Raw genomic sequence first — 12,941 nt, forward strand, 5'->3', positions numbered from 1 at the left:
ACATGCCCAGTCACGTGCTGAGCCTCCTGGTGGAGGACAAGCCTGGTCTGCTGACCCGCGTCGCCGGACTCTTCGCTCGTCGCGGCTTCAACATCGAATCGCTCGCGGTGGGCGTCACCGAGGTGCCGGGACTGTCGCGCATCACCGTGGTCGTCGACGTCGAGGAACTGCCCCTCGAGCAGGTGACCAAGCAGCTGAACAAGCTCGTGAACGTCATCAAGATCGTCGAGCTCGATCCGGCGTCATCCGTGCAGCGCGAGCACATGCTCGTCAAGGTGCGCGCCGACAACCAGACCCGCTCGAACGTGCTCGAGGTCGTGAACCTCTTCCGCGCGCAGATCGTCGATTACGCGCCCGATGCGCTCGTGGTCGAAGTGACCGGCGACCAGGGCAAGGTCGACGCGTTCCTGCGTGCCCTCGAGCCCTTCGGCGTCAAGGAGCTGGCCCAGTCCGGCCTGGTCGCCATCGGCCGCGGCGGCAAGAGCATCACCGAGCGCGTGCTGCGCGGCTGAGTCGCGGCATCCGATCGATCTTTCTGAACCACAACCCAAGGAGAAACACGAAGATGGCTGAGATCTTCTACGACGCCGACGCCGACTTGAGCATCATCCAGAGCAAGAAGGTCGCGATCGTGGGCTACGGCTCGCAGGGCCACGCGCACGCCCAGAATCTGCGTGACTCGGGCGTCGAGGTCGTCATCGCCCTCAAGGACGGCTCGAAGTCCACCGAAAAGGCCCAGGAGGAAGGCTTCGAGGTCAAGTCGGTCGCCGATGCGGCTGAGTGGGCGGATCTCATCATGATCCTCGCCCCCGACCAGCACCAGCGGTCGATCTTCACCGACAGCATCAAGGACAAGCTGACCGCGGGCAAGACGCTGGCCTTCGCGCACGGCTTCAACATCCGCTTCGGGTACATCCAGGCGCCCGAGGGCGTCGACGTGATCCTCGTCGCTCCGAAGGCGCCGGGTCACACCGTCCGCCGCGAGTACGTCGCCGGTCGGGGCATCCCCGACATCATCGCGGTGGAGCAGGATGCCTCGGGCGCGGCCTGGGCGACTGCACTGTCGTACGCCAAGGCCATCGGCGGCACGCGCGCCGGCGTCATCAAGACGACGTTCACGGAAGAGACCGAGACCGACCTGTTCGGCGAGCAGGCCGTGCTGTGCGGCGGTGTCTCGCAGCTCGTACAGTACGGCTTCGAGACGCTCACCGAGGCGGGCTACCAGCCGCAGATCGCCTACTTCGAGGTGCTGCACGAGCTGAAGCTCATCGTCGACCTGATGTGGGAGGGCGGCATCGCCAAGCAGCGCTGGTCGGTGTCGGACACCGCTGAGTACGGCGACTACGTCTCGGGCCCGCGCGTGATCGACGCGAAGGTCAAGGAGAACATGCAGGCCGTGCTCGCCGACATCCAGTCCGGCGCGTTCGCGAAGCGGTTCATCGACGACCAGGACAACGGCGCCGTCGAGTTCAACGAGCTGCGCGAGAAGGCCGCTCAGCACCCGATCGAGACCGTCGGCAAGGACCTGCGCGCGCTCTTCGCCTGGAAGCAGCAGGACGAGGGCTACGTCGAGGGTTCCGCGGCGCGCTGATCCATCAAGACCGCCGTCCGATCCGGCACGGCTCCGACCGGCCGTCCTCGCCCCCACCACGGGCGAGGGCGGCCGGTCCTCGTTCGGCGGCGCGGGCGCACGGCGTGACCGACGAAACCGACGTGGCGGCGCAACGTCGCATGGTCCGGACGTCGCGCGCCGTTCATCGGGACGCTCTCGTGTCGCTTCCGGTCGTTCACGCGCGACGCCCACCCTGGGCTCGTGCGCCTCGCATTGCGCCCTCGGGCGATGGTCACGGCATTCGTTCTCGTCACCGCCGTCCTCCCGGCGGCCGCCACCGGCGGCCAGGAGTCGCCGCCTGACAAGTCCGTGGTGATCGATGAGATCAGCCCGGGCGGCGGTCAGGGCGGGCCGGGAGGATCAGGTGGTTTCTTCGAACTGCGCAACTCCTCGCGCGAGACGGTCGAGCTCACCGGTTGGTCGATCTACCGGTGCGACGAGGAGGGCCTGCGGGCGAAGGCGTCTCGACCCGAGATCGATCTGACGGGCGTGACGCTCGCTCCGGGGGAGCGCTACACCGCGACCCACACCGGCTGGCGCAGCGATCCCGCCGACGCCGTGTTCGCCGACGTGCTGCCGTACGAAGGGTACGGGCTGGTCCTGCTGGAACCGGGTGGCGACATCTCCGACAGCGTGGCCGTCTACCCGAGCTCTCCCGTGCCGACCGAGAGCGAGTGCGGGATGCCGGATGCTCCGGCCGCGACCGCCTTCGCACTGGGCGAGAGCTGGCAGCGTACGACCGACGGCTGGCTGCGGGCGCGGGCGACGCCGGGCGCGGCGAATGCCGTACGCGCGCCCGCGGTGGCGGCCGCCGTCCGCATCGACGAGGTCGCCCCCGCCGGACCGGCCGGGCACGGCGACGACTTCGTCGAGCTCCGCAACACGGGTCCGGAGGTCGCGCCGCTCACCGGCTGGGCGCTGTACCGCTGCACGGCGACCGGCCGACTGGACGATGACACGCTGCAGCATCGATTCGGCACGGACGACGCGCTCGCGCCCGGAGAGCGGCTCGTGATCGGCGGACCGCGGTTCGACGGCGATGCCGCCGTCCGCACGCGCACGTCGCTCGCCGACCTCGTGTCGGGCGTCCTGCTGGTGGACGCCGACGGCCGGCGTGTGGACGGCGTGACGGTGTCATCACGCGGCGACACCGCGTGTCAGGACGGGGACGAGCGTCTCGCGGCTGAGCTCGACCATCGGGCGGGGGAGAGCTGGCAGCGCACCTCTGAGACCGAGTTCGTGATCGCCGCGCGCACGCCGGGCGAGGCGAACGTGCGGCATCAGGCCGTCGTCATCCCGAGGACGTTCGAGTATCCGGACAGGCCGCGCGTCGCGGTCAGCGAGTTCGCCGCCGACCCCGGGATCCCCGGGGCGACGCGGTCTCACTTTGTCGAGCTCGGCAACTTCGGTCCCCGCACCGTCGACATCTCGGGGTGGCGGATCGTCGCGTGCGGCAGTGACGGTTTTCGCGCCTTCGACGATCTCGCGGTGGTCGGCGAGGGCACACGCCTCGCACCGGGCAGGACGTGGCTCGCGGCCCTGGCCGGCACGGCTGCAGCCGTGACTGCCGACGCGCGGTTCGACCGCGGGTGGGAGCTCGGCGGTCACGGTGTGTGGATCGAGGACGCCTCCGGCAGGCGTGTCGACAGCGTCGGCGTCTTCCACCGCAACGAGATGGACGACAGCGTCGAGCGTGCCAGCCCCTGCACCAAGGGCCTGTCCCTTCCGACCTTCGGCGTCGACCGGCTGAAGGGCGAGACCTGGCAGCGCGCGGGCTTCTCGGGTGACGACGCATCGGACTTCGTCGCGGCGCCGGCGACCCCGGGCGTGCTCGCCGACCGTCAGGCACAGACGCCCGCAGCTCTCGCCGGCGACGCGCTGGAACGTGCGGTCGAGGCCGCGCCCCACCTACCCGAGGCGTCGTCGCGCAGAGCGGACACGGCCCGCGCGACTCTCCGAGCCGGGACACGCGTCATCGCTGCGTTCGCGGGCGCGACCGAGGAGCCCCTCAGCAAGCGACGTCTCGCCGACGAAGTGCGGATCGACGTCGCACACGCGGCGATCGAGGCCAGGGACGACCGATATCGGCTGCCGTACCTGCGGCTCATCGTCGAGGCGACCGGTGACGGCACGGTCGGCTGGTCTGGCCGCACCGTGGGGCGCGCCACGGTCCGGCTCTCCGTGTGGAGCCCCGGTTCCGGCGCCTGGCGCACGCTCGATGAGCAGGCAGGCGAACGGACGGCGCGCGGCTCAGACGCCGACGAACGCATCGCCCTGTCCGGCCGGGTCGCCGGTCGCGAGGTCGACGACGGTCTCGTCGAGCTGCTCGTGCAGGTGGTGCCGCAAGACGACCCAGCGGTGACAGCGCGACCAGGGATCGCCGATGCCGCGGAGTACGACGTGGCACTCAGCCACATGACCGACACCCAGTACTACTCGGAGGTCTACGCGGACCAGGTCGGGTGGATCGCCGCCAACGCCGATGCGCGCAAGATCGCCTTCTCAACCCATACCGGTGACCTGGTGCAGAGCTGGGTCGACCCCGACCAGCTCGAAGAGCGAGCACGGCGGGAATTCGAGGTCGCTTCCGAGATGCAGGCCGTGCTCGATGACGCCGCGGTGCCCAACAGCGTGCTGCCCGGCAACCACGACAACAAGCGCGGCGTGACGAATGAGCTGTTCAACGAGTACTTCGGTCCCGGCCGGTACGCGGACGAAGACTGGTACGGGGCATCCATCGCACCTGGTGACAACAGCGCGAACTGGTCGTCGTTCGAGGCCGGCGGTGCGCGGTTCGTGATGATCTCGCTGCCGTACGCGTACGCCGAGCGCGAGATCGCCTGGGCCGAGACGGTCGTGGCTGCCCACGCCGACGCCAACATCGTGATCTCGACCCACGAGCACCTGACCCCCAAGACCGACGAACAGTCTGCGGAGCGGTCGACCTCGTCGCGGTGGGTCTCGCACGGCGACCTGTTATGGGAGCGCGTCGTCGCGCCCCATCGCAACGTCGTGCTGGTGCTCTCGGGGCATTTCCACGGCATCGGATCGATCGTCACCGAGAACGCGGGCGGCATTCCGGGGCACACGGTGCTCGAGGCGCTGGCCGACTACCAGGAGTTCCGCACCCCCACAGGTGAGCGGGCAACAGGATTCCAGCGCCTCCTTCAGATCGATCTCGGCTCGCGGACTCTGGCCGTTGACACCTTCTCGGTGGCGCTGGGCGCGACCGCGAGCCACCCCTACGACTACGAGCAGTTCGTCGCCGACGACGGCCACAGCATGACGGCGTCGAACGAGCGGCCGTGGCGCGTGATCGAGCGCGGCCTGCAGCACCGATACACCGAGGCCGATGACGAGTTCGCCGTCTCGCTGAACCTGCAGCACGCGAAGGCGGTCGAGACGGATGCCGTCACCTTCGCCGTCGGAGATGCCGGCGCCGCGAACGGCGACGACCATCATCGCGCGCACGCGGCTAGTCTGGAGCCGTGAGCGGCCGAGACGACGATGCCCTGAGCTGGTCGGGCGACGACGATCCGACATTGGATGCCGGTTCGCCGACCGCAGCCGGAGAGCCACAGGCAACCCCTGCGCTCCCGGACGGCTACGTCGCGGTGGGTCGGGGGAGCGAGTCCCTCGCAGAGGAGCCCGTGGGCGCCGGTGACGGCGATGAAGACGATCATCGGCCCGAAGTGCCGGTCGAAGACGCCGCCCCGCGGGCGGCGATGCGAAGCGCCGAGCTCATCACGCTGGGCGTGCTGGGCGGGGTCTACGCTCTGTTCGCCATCGGATGGCTGATCGGCGGACTGCGGCTGCAGGGTCACGCGCAGTACCTCGTCTTCGACGTGATGTACCAGGGCAGCCTGTGGCTGGCCGTGCTCGCACCGGTGCTCTGGTTCGCCACGACCTTTCTGCTCACGCGCGGTGCGCGCAGCTGGGTGAGATTCGCGTGGCTCGCGGCCGGTGTCGTGCTGCTGCTGCCGTGGCCGTTCGTCATGATCGGAGCGGTGGGTCAATGAACGACACGACGACGCATCCGGCGGCATCCGGTCCGGCGCGGGGGAAGACCCCGACATGGCTGGTGGCCACCATCGCGGGCCTGGTGGGGCTCTTCTACGCGTATGCCGTGTGGAATGCGATCGGCAACCTCGTCGTGACGCTGGGCGCGTTCGGCGATGCGGGCCTCACCCTCAACGCCCTGGGCTGGTTCATCTGGATCTTCGCCGCGGTGTTCCCGCTCTTGGTGTGGGGCGCGGCGTTCGCGCTCGGGTACCGGCGCGAACCGCATCACCTCCTGCTGCTCATGGTCACAGGGCTGGCCGTGGTCGCCGTCTTCTGGCTCAACGTCGTCGCGTACACCACGCTCAACTCTGCTTCGTTCCTCGGTTGAACGGCGTCACACGGTCAGGCGGTCGCCGCCGCGCGCGATAGGCTGAGCAACGGCCTCGCCCCCGCTGGCGTGCGGCGCGGCATCCGGTCCGCACTGCTCCGCGCCCTCGCGCATCGCCTCGAAGGAATCATCTGTGACGAAGCCTGTCGTCCTCATCGCCGAAGAGCTCTCTCCCGCCACGATCGACGCTCTGGGTCCCGACTTCGACGTGCGCTTCGTCGACGGAACCGACCGGCCCGCCCTGTTGTCGGCCCTCGCCGACGCGAACGCGGTGCTGATCCGTTCAGCCACGAAGGTCGACGCCGAGGCCATCGCCGCGGCTCCCGTGCTGAAGGTCGTCGCGCGCGCCGGCGTCGGACTCGACAACGTCGACATCAAGTCGGCGACCACCGCTGGGGTGATGGTGGTCAACGCGCCCACCTCGAACATCATCTCGGCCGCCGAGCTGACCGTGGGCCACATCCTGAGCCTCGCGCGCCGCATCCCCGCCGCGCACGCGTCGTTGGCCGCGGGCCAATGGAAGCGCAGCGCGTACACCGGCACCGAGCTGTTCGAGAAGACGGTCGGCATCATCGGACTCGGCCGTATCGGCGCCCTCATCACGGCCCGTCTGCAGGCGTTCGGGGTGAACGTCGTCGCGTACGACCCGTACGTCACCCCGACCCGCGCGCAGCAGCTCGGCGTACAGCTACTTGAGCTGGACGACCTCCTCGCGCAGAGCGACTTCGTCACGATCCACATGCCGAAGACGCCCGAGACCACCGGCATGATCGGCGCCGAGCAGTTCCGTCTCATGAAGCCCACCGCCTTCGTCGTCAACGTCGCCCGCGGCGGCCTGATCGATGAGGAGGCACTGCACGCCGCGCTGGCTGCAGGCGAGATCGCGGGCGCGGGCCTGGACGTGTTCTCGAGCGAGCCTCCCGCCCAGGACGGCCCCGCCTTCCCGCTGCTCGGCCTGCCCAACGTCGTGGTGACGCCGCACCTCGGCGCCTCCACCGACGAGGCGCAGGAGAAGGCCGGCGTCTCGGTTGCCAAGTCGGTGAAGCTCGCGCTCGAGGGCGACCTCGTGCCCGACGCGGTCAACGTCGCGGGCGGCGTGATCGACCCGTTCGTGCGCCCCGGCATCGCGCTCGTCGAACAGCTGGGGCAGTTCTTCACGGGCCTCGCGCACAGCGCGCTCACCAGCCTCGACATCGAGGTGCGCGGTGAGCTGGCCGCCTACGACGTCAGCGTGTACCGCCTGGCCGCGCTCAAGGGAATCCTGGCCAACGTCGTGAGCGAGAACGTCTCGTACGTCAACGCGCCGCTGTTCGCCGAGCAGCGCGGCATCGAGACCCGTCTGATCGTCGAGGCGGAGAGCCCGCTGTACCGCAACATCACGATCCTGCGCGGCACCCTTTCGGACGGCTCGGTCCTGACGATCGCCGGGACGCTCGCGGGAACGCGGATGGTCCCCAAGGTCGTAGACATCAACGGCTACGACATCGAGGTGCCGATCGAGCGTCATCACCTCGTCATGCGATACGCCGACCGGCCGGGCATCGTCGCCATCTACGGTCAGAAGCTGGGAGATGCCGGCATCAACATCGCCGGACTGCAGGTCGCCCAGGCCGACGCCAGCGGGCGCGCGCTCTCGGTCCTCACCGTGGACTCGCCGGTGCCCGAGGAACTCCTCGAGGACATGCGCCAGGCGGTCGGCGCCGACCTGTTCCGCCGCATCGAGGTCACCGAGGACTGACCTCGGTCGTCAACCCTTCGCCGCGCGCTCCACGAGGGCGACCAGCGCGTCCATCGCGGCGCCGCGCGGCACGGGTCCGGGGATCGACCCGCCCGAGAGTGCGTTGTTGAAGTAGAGGCCGTCGCTCACGAGCATGACGAGGTCCAGCGCAGTAGCGTCGACCGTGTGAGGGCTGAGCGTTCGCGCCCACTGCTCTCGGATGTCGCGCAACGACTCGCTCGCCGTCGCGTTGCCCCCCTGGGCCAGCCTCGAGGTGGCGAGGATCGCGCGGTCGAGAGGGTCGTTCTGCATGGCCGAGGAGCGCAGGAAGTAGCCGATCGGGCCTTCTTCGGCGGCGGCCATCGCGGCGACGTCGGCATCGGCGAGGGACCGGAGTCGCGCGATCAGGCCGGCCTCGAGCGCGTCTTTCGACGAGAAGTGGTACAGCAGTCCGCCCTTGGACACCCCGGCGGCGCGCGCGGTGGCATCGATCGTCGCGGCTCGTTCGCCGTCGTCGACCAGGATGCGCTCGAACGCGTCGAGCACCTTCTCGCGGGCCAGGGGAGGGCGGCTCATGCGGTCGATCGTATCGACAGCGGGTGCGGCATCCTGATACTATACCGGCTGGACGGTGTAGAAATGATGACTCTCACTCAAGAACTCTCGCTCGCCGATGCGCAGGGTCGCCGGGTCGGCTGGCGCGGCTGGGCCGCCCTGGTCGTGCTCATGCTGCCGGTGCTGCTCGTGTCGGTCGACAACACGGTGCTCAGCTTCGCGCTTCCGGCGATCGCGCTCGAGCTCGAGCCCACCAGCACGCAGCAGCTGTGGATCATCGACGCGTATCCGCTCGTACTGGCGGGACTCCTCGTCACGATGGGCACGCTCGGCGACCGGTTCGGCCGGCGACGGATGCTGCTGATCGGCGCTGTCGGCTTTGCCGCCGTGTCGGCTCTCGCGGCTTTCGCGCCGACCGCCGAGTGGCTCATCGCCGCGCGCGCCGCGATGGGCGTGTTCGGCGCGATGCTCATGCCGTCGACGCTTTCGCTGCTGCGCAGCATCTTCACCGACCGCGACCAGCGGCGCCTTGCCATCGCGGTGTGGGCCTCGATGTTCTCGGCGGGCGCGGCCCTCGGGCCCGTGGTCGGGGGACTGCTTCTGGAGCACTTCTCGTGGGGATCGGTGTTCCTCATGGCGGTGCCGGTTCTCGTGCCGCTGCTCGTGTTCGCGCCGCTCCTGGTTCCCGAGAGCCGCGACCCGCATCCCGGACGCATCGATCCCATGAGCATCGTCCTCTCCATGGCGACGATGATCCCCATGGTCTACGGGATCAAAGAGCTGGCTGTCCACGGTTTCGGCGCCACGGCGTGGCTGCCGATGATCGCGGGCCTGGTCTTCGGCGTGCTCTTCGTGCGGCGCCAGCTGCGCGTGAAGACACCGATGCTCGACATGCGACTTTTCCGCCAGGGCACCTTCAGCGGTGCGCTGCTGGTGAACCTGCTCAGCGTGATCGCGCTGGTGGGCTTCCTCTTCTTCGTCGCGCAGCACCTGCAGCTCGTCGTCGGGCTCTCGCCGATGCACGCCGGCCTCGCCCTCGTACCGGGGCTTGCCATGATGATCGTCGCGGGACTGGCGGTCGTGCCGATCGCCAAGAAGTGGCCTGCCCGGATCGTCGTGCCGGCGGCGCTCGTCTTCTCACTCGCGGGCTACCTCGCCGTGGCATTCGCGACCGGGCCCGACAGCCTCGGTGCCCTCGTCGGTGCCTTCGTGGCCCTGGGCATCGGCATCGGTGCCGCCGAGACCGTGTCGAACGAACTGGTGCTCGCCAGCGCTCCGCCGGCGAAGGCGGGAGCCGCCAGCGCGGTCTCCGAGACCGCCTACGAGCTGGGCGCAGTGCTGGGCACCACTGTGCTGGGGGGCATACTGGCGGCTCTGTACCGTGCCCAGCTCGTGATCCCCGCGGGGGTACCGGATGCCGCCGCCGACGCGGCGCGTGAGACGCTGGCCGGCGCGGTCCAGGCAGCGGCCGAGATCGGCGGCGTGACCGGTGCGGCGCTGCAGGAGGCCGCGGCGCACGCCTTCGACGCCGGCGTCACGGTCACCGCGCTCATCGGCGCGGGTCTGGTGGTCCTCGCCGGCGTCATCGCGGCCACTACCCTGGGAGGGTCCCGCTCGAAGTCGTAGGAGCCCGCCATGCCGCCCACCGTACCCTCGCGTCCGCACGAAAACTCGCGCCTGAAGCTGGCAGTGATCCCCGGGGACGGCATCGGCCCCGAGGTCGTCGCTGAAGCCGAGAAGGTGCTCGACGCGGTCACCGCGGGCAGTGGCATCCATTTCGACAAGACGCGCTTCTCTCTCGGAGCCGCGCGCTTCCTCGAGACGGGCGATACGCTCACCGATGCGGATCTCGCCGCCATCAAGGGACACGATGCGATCCTGCTGGGCGCCGTGGGCGGCGTGCCGGGCGACCCCCGCCTGAAGGACGCCAACATCGAGCGCGGGATGCTGCTGAAGCTGCGCTTCGAGCTCGACCACTACGTGAACCTCCGCCCGTCGAAGCTGTATCCCGGTGTGAAGGCGCCGCTCGCCGATCCCGGCGACATCGACTTCGTGGTCGTCCGCGAGGGCACCGAGGGCCCGTACGTGGGCAACGGCGGCTCCATCCGTACCGGAACGCCGCACGAGGTCGCCAACGAGACCTCGGTGAACACGGCGTTCGGCGTCGAGCGGGTGGTGCGCTACGCCTTCGACCTCGCCGAGCGCCGCTCGAAGCGGGTGACGCTGGTGCACAAGATCAACGTGCTGGTGCACGCGGGCGGCATCTGGAAGCGACTCGTCGACGAGATCGCACGAGAGCATCCCGACGTGACCGTAGACTATGTCCACGTCGATGCGGCCACCATCTATCTGGTCACGAACCCCGGCCGATTCGACGTGATCGTCACCGACAACCTCTTCGGCGACATCCTCACGGACCTGGCCGGCGCCGTCACCGGTGGCATCGGCCTCGCCGCCTCGGGCAACATCAACCCCGACGGCGCCTTCCCCTCGATGTTCGAGCCCGTTCACGGTTCGGCGCCCGACATCGCGGGCCAGCAGAAGGCCGATCCCACGGCCGCCATCCTCTCCGTCGCACTCCTGCTCGACCACCTCGGGCTGCACGACGAAGCACAGCGAGTCACCACCGCTGTCGAGGAGGATCTCGCCGGCCGGGACCCGGCCGCCCGCACCACGGCGCAGATCGGCGACACCATCGTCGCCCGCCTCCAGGCGTAACCTGGATCGAGCAGCGCCGCCACCGACCCGCGGATGCGATCCGCACGAAAGTACAGGCTCGTCATGACCCTCATCGACTCCGACCCCGACACCGGACTCGCCCCGCTCGAGTTCACCGTCAACCGCAACCTGCAGGCCAAGAGCGCGCAGCAGCGCGAAGAGATCCTGACCAACCCTGGCTTCGGCACGAGCTTCACCGACCACATGGTCGATGTCTGCTGGTCGGTGGGGGGCGGCTGGCACCGTCCGCGCGTGCAGCCCTACGGCCCCCTCTCGCTGGATCCGGCCGCGGCGGTCCTGCACTACGGGCAGGAGATCTTCGAAGGGATCAAGGCCTATCGGCACGCCGATGGGTCGATCCACACGTTCCGGCCCGACCAGAACGGCCGACGGCTGCAGCGGTCGGCGCGGCGGCTCGCGCTGCCGGAGTTGCCGGTGACCTACTTCATCCAGTCGTTGCGCGAGCTCATCGCCGTGGACGGCGACTGGGTGCCGTCCGGGGCCGACCAGAGCCTGTACCTGCGCCCGTTCATGTTCGCCAAAGAAGCGTTCCTGGGTGTGCGGCCCGCGCACAAGGTCGGGTACTACGTCATCGCCTCGCCCGCCGGCGCCTACTTCAAGGGCGGCGTGCAGCCGGTGTCGATCTGGCTCAGCGAGGACTACGCGCGGGCCGGCAAGGGTGGCACGGGAGCGGCAAAGACCGGAGGCAACTACGCCGCGAGCCTGCTGCCGCAGTCCGAGGCGTACGAGAACGAATGCGATCAGGTGGTCTTCCTCGACCAGGACCGCAACGTCGAGGAGCTCGGCGGTATGAACGTCGTGTTCGTGTACAAGGACGGCACGCTGGTCACCCCGCAGTCGGACTCCATCCTCGAGGGCATCACGCGCGACTCGATTCTGCAGCTCGCCGCCGATCGCGGGCACAAGATCGAAGGGCGCGCAGTGTCGTTCGACGAGTGGCGACAGGGCGTGGCTTCCGGCGACATCGTCGAGGTCTTCGCATGCGGCACCGCGGCGGTGGTGACGCCGATCGGCCTTCTGAAGGGCAAGGACTTCGTCGACGAACAGCCCATCGGAGAGCTCGCGCTGTCGCTGCGCGAAGAACTGACCGACATCCAGTACGGCCGCCGCCCCGACAAGCACGGCTGGCTCGTCCGACTCGACGGATAGGGTCTTCGGGTGAGGATCGCGCGCTTCAGCCACAACGACGCCATCAGATTCGGGATCGTCGACGAGGGCGAGCTGGTCGTCCTCGCCGGTGACCCCATGTTCGCCGGCTACGACACGACGGGGGAGCGGGTGCCGCTCGCCGACGTCGCGCTGCTCGCGCCCGTGATCCCGCGGTCAAAGGTGGTGTGCGTCGGGCGCAACTACCGCGAGCACGCCGCAGAGCTCGGCAACGACGTCCCCGACGCGCCGATGCTGTTCTTCAAGCCCAACACGTCCGTCGTCGGACCAGGGGACGCCGTCGTGCTGCCGCGGGGCTCGGAGTTCATCAGCTTCGAGGGCGAACTGGCAGCCGTCATCGGTCGGATCGCGAAGAACGTCCCCGCCGAGAGCGCGCTGGACTATGTGTTCGGCTACACGATCGCCAACGACCTGACCGCGCGTGACTGGCAGAAGTCCGACGGTCAGTGGGCGCGGGCCAAGGGATTCGACTCGTCGTGCCCGCTCGGCCCCGCCATCGAGACGGACTTCGACCCGAACGGCAGCGCGGCTCTGACGACTCGACTGAACGGCGAGGTGCGCCAGCAGGCGCCCATCAGCGACATGATCTTCTCGCTGGCGGACGTCATCGCGTACGCGTCGGCGGCTTTCACGCTGCTTCCTGGCGACGTCATCCTCACCGGCACGCCGGCGGGGGTCGGCCAGATCGTGTCCGGTGACGTCGTGGAGGTCGAGATCAGCGGTCTGGGCATCCTGCGCAACACCGCGCGGAACGCCTGAGG

At 69.3% G+C, this 12,941-nt stretch carries 11 protein-coding genes; 10 read left to right on the top strand and 1 reads right to left on the bottom strand.

Translation table 11 applies throughout. The features are described 5' to 3' along the window. The first annotated feature begins 2 nt into the window (after positions 1-2). The 6 genes from ilvN to serA all read left to right on the top strand — a co-directional run bounded on the left by ilvN (position 3) and on the right by serA (position 7,740). The gene (gene ilvN / locus K0817_RS08580) at positions 3-512 is read left to right on the top strand and encodes an acetolactate synthase small subunit (RefSeq protein WP_219981055.1); all 510 of its coding nucleotides are present in this window, start codon (positions 3-5) and stop codon (positions 510-512) included. Between the two features lie 53 nt (positions 513-565). Next, positions 566-1,591 (top strand): ketol-acid reductoisomerase, encoded by a 1,026-nt coding sequence (gene ilvC, locus K0817_RS08585; RefSeq protein ID WP_219981056.1) that lies wholly within the window; start codon positions 566-568, stop codon positions 1,589-1,591. A 222-nt stretch (positions 1,592-1,813) separates the two neighbouring features. After that, positions 1,814-5,104 (top strand): lamin tail domain-containing protein, encoded by a 3,291-nt coding sequence (locus tag K0817_RS08590; RefSeq protein ID WP_219981057.1) that lies wholly within the window; start codon positions 1,814-1,816, stop codon positions 5,102-5,104. Next, positions 5,101-5,631: a DNA polymerase III subunit gamma/tau gene (locus tag K0817_RS08595; protein WP_219981058.1), complete on the top strand. Its 531-nt coding sequence runs from the start codon at positions 5,101-5,103 to the stop codon at positions 5,629-5,631. Before K0817_RS08590 ends, K0817_RS08595 begins: the two co-directional genes overlap by 4 nt. Then, entirely contained in the window at positions 5,628-6,002 is a 375-nt protein-coding gene (locus K0817_RS08600; protein ID WP_253735268.1) for a bacitracin resistance protein, read from the top strand. Before K0817_RS08595 ends, K0817_RS08600 begins: the two co-directional genes overlap by 4 nt. 133 nt (positions 6,003-6,135) lie before the next feature. After that, positions 6,136-7,740 (top strand): phosphoglycerate dehydrogenase, encoded by a 1,605-nt coding sequence (serA, locus tag K0817_RS08605; RefSeq protein ID WP_219981059.1) that lies wholly within the window; start codon positions 6,136-6,138, stop codon positions 7,738-7,740. Positions 7,741-7,749: 9 nt separating this feature from the next. Here serA and K0817_RS08610 read toward each other — a convergent pair whose 3' ends face one another. Further along, positions 7,750-8,295 (bottom strand): TetR/AcrR family transcriptional regulator, encoded by a 546-nt coding sequence (locus K0817_RS08610; RefSeq protein WP_219981060.1) that lies wholly within the window; start codon positions 8,293-8,295, stop codon positions 7,750-7,752. A 63-nt stretch (positions 8,296-8,358) separates the two neighbouring features. Here K0817_RS08610 and K0817_RS08615 point away from each other — a divergent pair, with 63 nt between their 5' ends. From K0817_RS08615 to K0817_RS08630, 4 genes are all read left to right on the top strand, one after another. Continuing rightward, a complete protein-coding gene (locus K0817_RS08615; RefSeq protein ID WP_219981061.1) occupies positions 8,359-9,900 on the top strand; it encodes an MFS transporter in 1,542 nt (513 codons plus the stop codon). A 9-nt stretch (positions 9,901-9,909) separates the two neighbouring features. After that, complete coding sequence (locus K0817_RS08620; RefSeq protein WP_219981062.1) at positions 9,910-10,992, top strand: 3-isopropylmalate dehydrogenase; 1,083 nt, start codon at positions 9,910-9,912, stop codon at positions 10,990-10,992. 63 nt (positions 10,993-11,055) lie between these two features. Beyond that, positions 11,056-12,162: a branched-chain amino acid aminotransferase gene (locus tag K0817_RS08625; protein WP_219981063.1), complete on the top strand. Its 1,107-nt coding sequence runs from the start codon at positions 11,056-11,058 to the stop codon at positions 12,160-12,162. 9 nt (positions 12,163-12,171) lie between these two features. Next, positions 12,172-12,939: a fumarylacetoacetate hydrolase family protein gene (locus K0817_RS08630; RefSeq protein ID WP_219981064.1), complete on the top strand. Its 768-nt coding sequence runs from the start codon at positions 12,172-12,174 to the stop codon at positions 12,937-12,939. Positions 12,940-12,941: the final 2 nt, after the last annotated feature.

It is taken from the genome of Microbacterium sp. HD4P20 (genome assembly GCF_019449275.2).
Lineage (GTDB): Bacteria > Actinomycetota > Actinomycetes > Actinomycetales > Microbacteriaceae > Microbacterium.

Excerpts from the sequence above, each read along its gene's own strand:
- ilvN (WP_219981055.1), top strand. The coding sequence starts at position 3 with ATGCCCAGTCACGTGCTGAGCCTCCTGGTGGAGGACAAGCCTGGTCTG.
- ilvC (WP_219981056.1), top strand. The coding sequence starts at position 566 with ATGGCTGAGATCTTCTACGACGCCGACGCCGACTTGAGCATCATCCAG.
- K0817_RS08600 (WP_253735268.1), top strand. The coding sequence starts at position 5,628 with ATGAACGACACGACGACGCATCCGGCGGCATCCGGTCCGGCGCGGGGG.
- K0817_RS08610 (WP_219981060.1), bottom strand. The coding sequence starts at position 8,295 with ATGAGCCGCCCTCCCCTGGCCCGCGAGAAGGTGCTCGACGCGTTCGAG.
- K0817_RS08615 (WP_219981061.1), top strand. The coding sequence starts at position 8,359 with ATGATGACTCTCACTCAAGAACTCTCGCTCGCCGATGCGCAGGGTCGC.
- K0817_RS08620 (WP_219981062.1), top strand. The coding sequence starts at position 9,910 with ATGCCGCCCACCGTACCCTCGCGTCCGCACGAAAACTCGCGCCTGAAG.
- K0817_RS08625 (WP_219981063.1), top strand. The coding sequence starts at position 11,056 with ATGACCCTCATCGACTCCGACCCCGACACCGGACTCGCCCCGCTCGAG.